The following is a 5,781-nucleotide window of genomic DNA, read 5'->3' on the forward strand; positions in this document are numbered from 1 at the left end:
ACCCCTGGAACACGTGCCGGGATATTCTCACCGATATCCGAAAATGCCTGAACGTGCAGGTCATAGCGGTCGTAGATGCCGGAGAGTGCCGGTGGCTGGCAGACAGTTCCGCAACGTCCGCACCCACAATGAGCACACAGCACCCATCGTTTCCTCGGATAACAGGCAATCACGTGCGTCACTCGCAGTATTCGACGAACCCCTCCAATCTAGATCACCGTCACACCGCAGCGCCACTCGACCACCCACGTCGGTCGTGACATCGCCGCCCACCCCGCCACGGCATGCTCATGCCGATTCGCGGAAGACGCGTCGGGCGATCTCCTCGACCTGCTCGACGGTCAGCACCGGCGCTTCCGGATCGTGTACGGCTCGGGTGAGGATGCGCCGGATCAGCACCGAGGTGGGGATGTGCTCGGCAGCCGCCCGGGCCTTGAGGGTGTCGGCCAGGGATGCGGGTACCCGCACCGACACCACGGCCTGCTCGTTCTCCAGCGCCTCAGCCTGCGCGGCTTCGGCCTCTTCAGCGGCGTACTCGGCACGAATGGCATCCCGCCGAGCGCGGGTCACACGATCAGTCATGGCCTGCCCTGCCCTTCCAGATAGCCCCGAAGATCGGCTCCGCGGGTCTTCCGCGCGGTGATCCCGGCCTTGTCCACCGGATCGATGATCACCATGAGTACGAACCCGGCGCTCGGCGAGTAGCCGACGAGCCGGATCGCTCCGGTCTGACTCCTGGGATCGGGGTTGCGGACGATCCGGCGAGGATCCGCGGCCGCCTCCACCGTCCGCTCCGGCTCGATGTCAGTCGCCCCGGGGTAGCGGTCGGAACGGTGGCGGATGTACGCCGCGTCCTCGTCGTCCCACCACAACCCGCCCACCATGACTACAGTGTCACACAGCTACTCACGAATGTCCGGACGGCAAAGCGTGAGCGCTCGTGATCAGTATCGTGGAGAACTACGCGACGTCGAGCCACGCCCGAAGCGCCCGACGGATGACCTCGCTAGCATTCGTATGATCGGCAGCCGCCCGCGCCGCAAGCACCGCCCGCAGCTCCGGGTCCAGCCGCACCGGCACCACATCCGCCGGACCCGGCCCGGGTCTGTTGCGTTGGCGAGGTCCGCTGTCTCGGCGCCTGATCAGTAATGATCGATGGATGCGTCGACGTGCCGTCCGTCCGCCGATCCCCGCCTCTTCAGTTCACCGGATTCCGCTTTCCGTCCGAGGTGAAGCGTGCTGGCGGTCCGCTGGTACCTCCGCTACAGCCTGTCGTACCGGGACGTCGAAGAGCTCCTCGCCGAACGCGGACTGGTCGTCGACCATGTGACCGTCTACCGGTGGGTACAGCGGTTCACCCCGCTGCTGATCGACGCCGCCCGGCCCTGCCGGCACATTCCCGGGGATCGGTGGTTCGTCGACGAAACCTACGTCAAGGTCTCCGGAAAGTGGATCTATCTGTACCGGGCGGTCGACCAGTACGGGCAGGTCATCGACGTCATCGCCTCCGAACACAGGGACCTGACCGCAGCCCGCCGCTTCTTCACCCGCGCTCTGTCCCACGGCCGCCGCCCGGTCGAAGTCACCACCGACCAGGCCGCTTCCTATCCGCGGGTCCTCGACGAGCTGCTGCCCGCCGCCCACCACAGCGACGAACAGTATGCGAACAACCCCATCGAAACCGATCATGGCCGGTTCAAAGCACGGCTGCGGCCGATGCGCGGCCTGAAACGCCCCCGCTCCGCACACGTGACCGGCGCCGGACACGCATTCGTCCAGAACATCCGCCGCGGCCACTACGCACTCGGAACGGACGCCGAACCCCGCCAGCGGCTGACCGCCGCCTTCACCGAGCTCGCCCTGGCCATCTGAGCACCCGCCCGGCGCAGGTCCACCGTGCCTTGCCTCCGCCCAATGCAACAGAGCCCCTGTGCGCCCTCAAGCGGAGCAGACCGTATTGGGGTAACCCAGATCCGGGTAACTGTCAGGCGCTGTCGGCCCCCAGCGGCGATGTTCTACTTCCTATGAGTGACGTGCTGACAGGTGGTCGACGAGATCGATGCTGAGAAGCCCATCAATGGCGGTTTACAAAATATGGCCTCTTAGGAAATGAAAGTACAGTAAAGGATATGATTGTCCGGATTGGGATATGTGGTTCAGTATGGGCATGTACTTACGGTTTGCGCAGGATGGGGCCACGCTCAAAACAACACCCTTTTGGACACACTCGCCTCAACGGACAAACGATCATCGCGGACGGATGCTGCCACTTTTCGTAGCCGACGGTGCCAAGAAAAACTGAGCCTGTCGCCCGGCAGTCTGCTGAAGGCCAACCCGCCGAGACCCAGGCGATTCGTCTTCCAACCGATCCGTCGAACCGTGAATGACAACACAACCCTGCTCTCACAATCCGCGACCGTCACTGCGCGAAACAAGGACAGGAGATCCCGGACGGGATCACAGAAATCGATTCGGTACATTCCAGGTTACCGATCTCGGTACAGGCAACACTAGGTGAAGCAGGCGACCATGCTAATAAGACGATCTTCGTATGCTCGACCGACTTTGCGGCTGACGAAATCACCCCATAGGTACCCTGGATGGTAAACTATGACAAACGCCGTGCCCGACCGTAAGCGTGATCCCCGCACGCCGGAAGAAGTGAAGATCACGGAAGAACCTCGTCCGCCAGAGACGGATCCTACTCTGGGAATTCAAGTGGATAGAAACAAGGAGGGTGAGCCAAAGCATCGGATCGTAGCTATTGGCGATTCGTTGACTCACGGCTTTCAAAGCGGTGCGATATTCAACACTGACTTGTCATATCCAGCCATCATCGCCCGCGAATTGGGTTGGTCGGGACAGTTCCGGTATCCCACGTATGGTGGTTACGGCGGCCTCCCGTTTAACATCGAGCTGTTCGCGCGCGACTTGGAGCGTAAATTCGGTGAAAAAATCGACTGGTTCGAGGCTCCGCTAGCGCCATTCTACGCACGGCAGTTCGCGGATGAGGTGGAGGACTATTGGGAACGCGGGCCGGGGGCAAGGACCCCCGCAGTCACCGGAATCAACCATGCGCTCGCGGTGTATGGCTGGGACTTGCGGGACGCTCTTGAGCGGACGCCTGCGATCTGCAAGAGTGAAATGAAGGAACCCAAGGACAATTTGCTGAATCAGATCGTCGAAAATCATAACAATCTGGCAGCGCTGCGTGTCCTTTCCGAGGAGCGTCCGAACAGTACGCTGCTCGACCTCACCGGGGAGCTTGGCAACGATGGCGGCATTGAAACCCTGATCGTATTCTTGGGAGCCAATAATGCCCTGCCCGCAGTCGTTCAGCTTTGCGTCGTGTGGAGCGAGGAAGATGGGTACGACGATCTTAAGCGCAACCGGACGTACACGGTTTGGCGCCCCACCCACTTTACACGTGAGCTGGACCGGATCACAGAAAAAGTTTCCGCAATAAAGGCACGTCACGTCATCTGGTGCACCATCCCGCACGTCACAATTGTGCCGATAGCGCGAGGCGTCGGAACCAAAATCGAGCCTGGCTCGCGGTATTTTCCGTACTATACCCGTCCCTGGATTTCTGATCGGGAGTTCAATCCCAGAAAGGACCCGTATATCACCGAACAGCAGGCTCGCGCTATTGACAGCGCCATTGATCAGTACAACCAGGCCATTGTGGACCAAGTGAGAAGAGCCCGGCAACGCCGCCTGGACTGGTACGTCTTCGAGACCGCCGCCCTACTGGACCGGCTGGCTTCACGTCGCTATATCGACGACCCAGTAGCCCGACCCTCCTGGTGGGCACCCTACCCGTTGCCATCCGAACTGGCGGCGCTCAACCCTGTGCCGGACTCGAAATTTCTCACCAGCGAAGGGCAGAAACGAGCTAACGGCGGTCTGATCTCCCTGGACGGCGTGCATCCTACCACCATCGGGTACGGTATCCTTGCCCAAGAACTCGTCAACTTGATGCGGAATCAGGCTGGCGTCGTGTTCAGATATCCTGACGGTCAGCCACGACCAGACCCTATTACCGTTGACTTCACCAGGCTCATCAAACGGGACACCCTGATCAACCAGCCTCCTAGCAACATAAAGTCGGGGCTCGATTTTCTCGGATGGGCGGACCAAACCACCTACCTGCTGCGACGCGCGCTGTTCTTCAGACGCGCATGCCGCGATTTTTGGGGTGTCTGATCCCAATAAGAGCGACCGACAATAGTGAAGTTGATCTCGAGGTGATGGAGAGATCCACCCTGGTTGTTAGTGCGGCGACCAGCGCCGGGTAGGCGGGAATCTCACCCGCCGCCCCTACAGATCCCCGCATGGGAAGGAGTTGCGCCAAACTACATTGTCAAAGATGTTCGGATTCTGACGGCAGTGATTGTGGCCCACAGTCCCAGCTAAGGAGGATTCACGATGGGCAAGACGGGAACCAGTGTAAACGCGGGCCCGGAGAGGGCGGCCTTGTCCGAGATCGCCCGGATCGCGACGGCGGCGGCTCTCCAGGACGCCGAGTACTCGGACAACGGCGACAAGGAGGCTAGCGGCAACGCTCAGGGTTGCCGGATCAAGGCTCTACCTGCCCGGCTTCACGAGAAGGCCGCTCAGGTCGCAGCTCAGATCAACCCGGTCAACGCCCCGCTGAGCCAACCGCTCTCCGGCGACATGCTGGTCGACTCACCCCAGCGTCTCGTCATTGTCACCTCGAAGTACTGGGGTCCGTCACCGCGCCAGCTTTCGGTCAGCTTCATGGAGCCCACACCGAAGGATCTGCGGGCCCGCATCGTCAACCATCTGAACGCGTGGACGCTCACGGCAGGGGTGTCTTTCGTGGAGACAGCCGGAACCGGCAATGTGCGGATCTCGCTTGGCCCCGGGGGCTTCTTCTCCTACCTCGGCACCGACATAATGCTCGTTCCACCGAACCGGCAGACGATGAACCTGGAAGGGTTCACCATGAATACCCCGGAGTCCGAGTTTCGGCGGGTGATCCGGCATGAGGCGGGGCACACCCTCGGCTTCCCGCACGAGCACATGCGCAAGGATCTGGTGGCCCGTATCGATCCACAGAGGGCGTACCGGTACTTCCTCGCGACGCAGGGCTGGTCCCCGAGGGTGGTGGACGAGCAGGTGCTGACCCCGCTCGACAATGCCTCAATCTTCGGGACGGCGCCGGACGAGGATTCGATCATGTGCTACCAGTTGCCCGGCGAGATCACCTTTGACGGCCGCCCGATCCGCGGCGGGAGCGACATCAACGCCACGGACTTCAAGTTCGCCGGTTCCGTCTACCCGAAGACGGTCTTCGTGACTTCCGCCGAGGAGGATTGGCCCCCCTCCGAGGACGTGGCGGCCTGACCCCGGCCCACCGGACAGCATGGGGCCTCGGGCGGGAATAGGAGCGGTGGACGTGAGCCGACTGATCGAGATCCAGCCCACCGCCCAGGACCTCCTGGCGGACCTGACCATCGGCGTGGGCGATGTTCTCCGGTTCTCCGCCTCCGGCGGTCGGGTGCGGGAAGGATCGGCCGTTGAGATTCTCGGGATCTTCATCGAGAGCGTCCTGGGGACCGACGGCCGGGTCCTCGCCCCGATGGGGCCGCCCAATGCGGTCCTGTTCCGCGCCCGTCTGCCGGGCCGGGCCGTGATCGACGTCGTCACCGGGGATCCGTGGCGCTCATCCCTGGCTAGGAGCATGACCGTCGTTGTCGAGCCCTGAACGGAATTCTGGGACAGGTGGCGAGCCTCTCCTACGGCGCGCGACGCCCC

6 protein-coding genes and 1 pseudogene are annotated in these 5,781 nt (G+C 62.2%); 4 read left to right on the top strand and 3 right to left on the bottom strand.

Annotated features, from left to right (window positions below):
• Positions 1 to 288: 288 nt before the first annotated feature.
• The 3 genes from AC5LUJ_RS22045 to AC5LUJ_RS22055 form a co-directional block, all read right to left on the bottom strand.
• Positions 289 to 582 carry a ribbon-helix-helix protein, CopG family gene (locus AC5LUJ_RS22045; RefSeq protein ID WP_493465652.1) on the bottom strand — a complete coding sequence of 98 codons (294 nt, stop codon included), beginning with the start codon at positions 580 to 582 and terminating at the stop codon, positions 289 to 291.
• The gene (locus AC5LUJ_RS22050; protein ID WP_493465653.1) at positions 579 to 884 is read right to left on the bottom strand and encodes a hypothetical protein; all 306 of its coding nucleotides are present in this window, start codon (positions 882 to 884) and stop codon (positions 579 to 581) included. The genes AC5LUJ_RS22045 and AC5LUJ_RS22050 overlap by 4 nt, the downstream gene beginning before the upstream one ends.
• Positions 885 to 960: 76 nt before the next feature.
• On the bottom strand, positions 961 to 1,083 hold the full coding sequence (locus tag AC5LUJ_RS22055; RefSeq protein WP_493465654.1) for a ribbon-helix-helix protein, CopG family: 123 nt from the start codon (positions 1,081 to 1,083) through the stop codon (positions 961 to 963).
• 76 nt (positions 1,084 to 1,159) lie between these two features.
• Here AC5LUJ_RS22055 and AC5LUJ_RS22060 point away from each other — a divergent pair.
• From AC5LUJ_RS22060 to AC5LUJ_RS22075, 4 genes and pseudogenes are all read left to right on the top strand, one after another.
• Positions 1,160 to 1,872: pseudogene (locus AC5LUJ_RS22060) on the top strand (IS6 family transposase).
• A 738-nt stretch (positions 1,873 to 2,610) separates the two neighbouring features.
• On the top strand, positions 2,611 to 4,206 hold the full coding sequence (locus tag AC5LUJ_RS22065) for a hypothetical protein (RefSeq protein WP_493465655.1): 1,596 nt from the start codon (positions 2,611 to 2,613) through the stop codon (positions 4,204 to 4,206).
• Positions 4,207 to 4,428: 222 nt separating this feature from the next.
• Complete coding sequence (locus AC5LUJ_RS22070; RefSeq protein WP_493465656.1) at positions 4,429 to 5,370, top strand: M12 family metallopeptidase; 942 nt, start codon at positions 4,429 to 4,431, stop codon at positions 5,368 to 5,370.
• Positions 5,371 to 5,422: 52 nt separating this feature from the next.
• A complete protein-coding gene (locus AC5LUJ_RS22075; RefSeq protein WP_493465657.1) occupies positions 5,423 to 5,731 on the top strand; it encodes a hypothetical protein in 309 nt (102 codons plus the stop codon).
• The last annotated feature ends 50 nt before the right edge of the window (positions 5,732 to 5,781 follow it).

Source organism: Protofrankia sp. CiP1_Cm_nod3 (genome assembly GCF_982290655.1).